The organism is Mariniradius sediminis, from assembly GCF_021491425.1.
Taxonomy (GTDB): domain Bacteria; phylum Bacteroidota; class Bacteroidia; order Cytophagales; family Cyclobacteriaceae; genus Mariniradius; species Mariniradius saccharolyticus.
Map to the genome: position 1 here is coordinate 1 of NZ_JAKEVZ010000042.1, position 1423 is coordinate 1423.

Sequence of the window (1423 nt, forward strand, 5' to 3'; positions counted from 1 at the left end):
ATACCGATTGAAAAAAGAACTAAAATGGAAATATATACCCAGGAAAGGGCTGAAAGGCTCGATCCAAACCAGTTAAAAATTCAATTCAACTAACAAAAAACCGTCAACCTATTTTAGGCACACACAACGAAATGATGCCCCGATAAGTATCGTGGGGCACAATGATGAATGAATAGAATGCACGAATGGATTTCAAGTCTGCCCCTGGTACGGCTAGCTGCCTCTGGTCTAGTTGTTTTTTCTTGGCGTCTTGGCCGTCTTGGCGAGAAGAAAATTAGTTTGTAGAGCGGTTTTAGCAGGTAATTGATTGGAAACAAAAGGGAATCCAGGTAGTCCGAAGCCGATGCAAGGCTGGCTGGGGGAGATGCTTTACAAGAACGCCTATCAAAGGGCATTTTTTACGCTATGGGGCGTGGTGATTCGGGAGTGCAGGGTGGCGTTTTTGCAGTTTTTTACGATTCGCTATCCGGTCAGATCACTTATGCATTGTTTTGGTGTTTTGTTTTCTTCCCTGACGCGTTTGCTTTTGGGGAGGAGTTTAAAATACAGTTTTGCGCACCAGGGAGAAGATCGGGTTCTGGAGGGGCTATTGAAGCCGAGGATTCAGGAACCTGGCTTTTATGTGGAAGTGGGCTGCAACCATCCCAAGTTTTTTTCCAATACCTATGGGCTTTACCGAAAAGGATGGCGGGGGGTATGCATCGACGCGAACCCAAGCCATATCAAACATTTTGCTTGGTACCGGCCGAAGGACAAAGCTGTCTGTGCCCTGGTGTCTGAGCATCGGGAATTGCAGGCATTTTACCTGCTGCAAAACGACGTCCTTTCCACCTCCAAGCAGGAATTTTTGGAGGAGTACAGACAGGAAGGATTAGCGATCAAGGAAATCAGCATGCAGGGCAGGACGCTGACGGAGATTTTGGAAGGCGCGGGGGCGCCACCTGTATTTGACCTGCTGGCGGTGGATGCCGAGGAACAGGATTTGGAGGTGTTGAGAAGTTTGGATTGGGGCAGGTATCGACCAGAATGGGTGATGGTGGAGGATGAAACGTACAGTATTGGGACGGAGCATGGGAATCCAATTTGCCAATGGATGGAAGGAAAGGGTTATCGGTTAGAGGGATTTGTGTTGAAGAACCTGTATTTCCGGGATGGTAGGGGTTGATGGGTCAGGTACGAAGTTAGAAGTACGAAGTACGATGTACCAAGTACCAAGTAGGGAGGAATGGATAATATCGTGGGTCACAATGATGAATGAATAGAATGCACGAATGGATTTCAAGTCTGCCCCTGGTAGACACTATCCCGAGAAGTGTGTAAATTGATTTTAGGATTGGTTATAGTTTTAGACGGTTTTCAAACATAATCATAAATTGGTTTAGGATCATACCCCAGTCTCGGATGGGCATGGTCCACTTTTTTG

At 46.7% G+C, this 1423-nt stretch carries 1 protein-coding gene; it reads left to right on the forward strand.

Annotation, left to right across the window (positions count from 1 at the left end; all coding sequences use genetic code 11):
* The first annotated feature begins 343 nt into the window (after window positions 1-343).
* Window positions 344-1165 carry an FkbM family methyltransferase gene (locus L0U89_RS20175; RefSeq protein ID WP_234863179.1) on the forward strand — a complete coding sequence of 274 codons (822 nt, stop codon included), beginning with the start codon at window positions 344-346 and terminating at the stop codon, window positions 1163-1165.
* Window positions 1166-1423 lie beyond the last annotated feature (258 nt).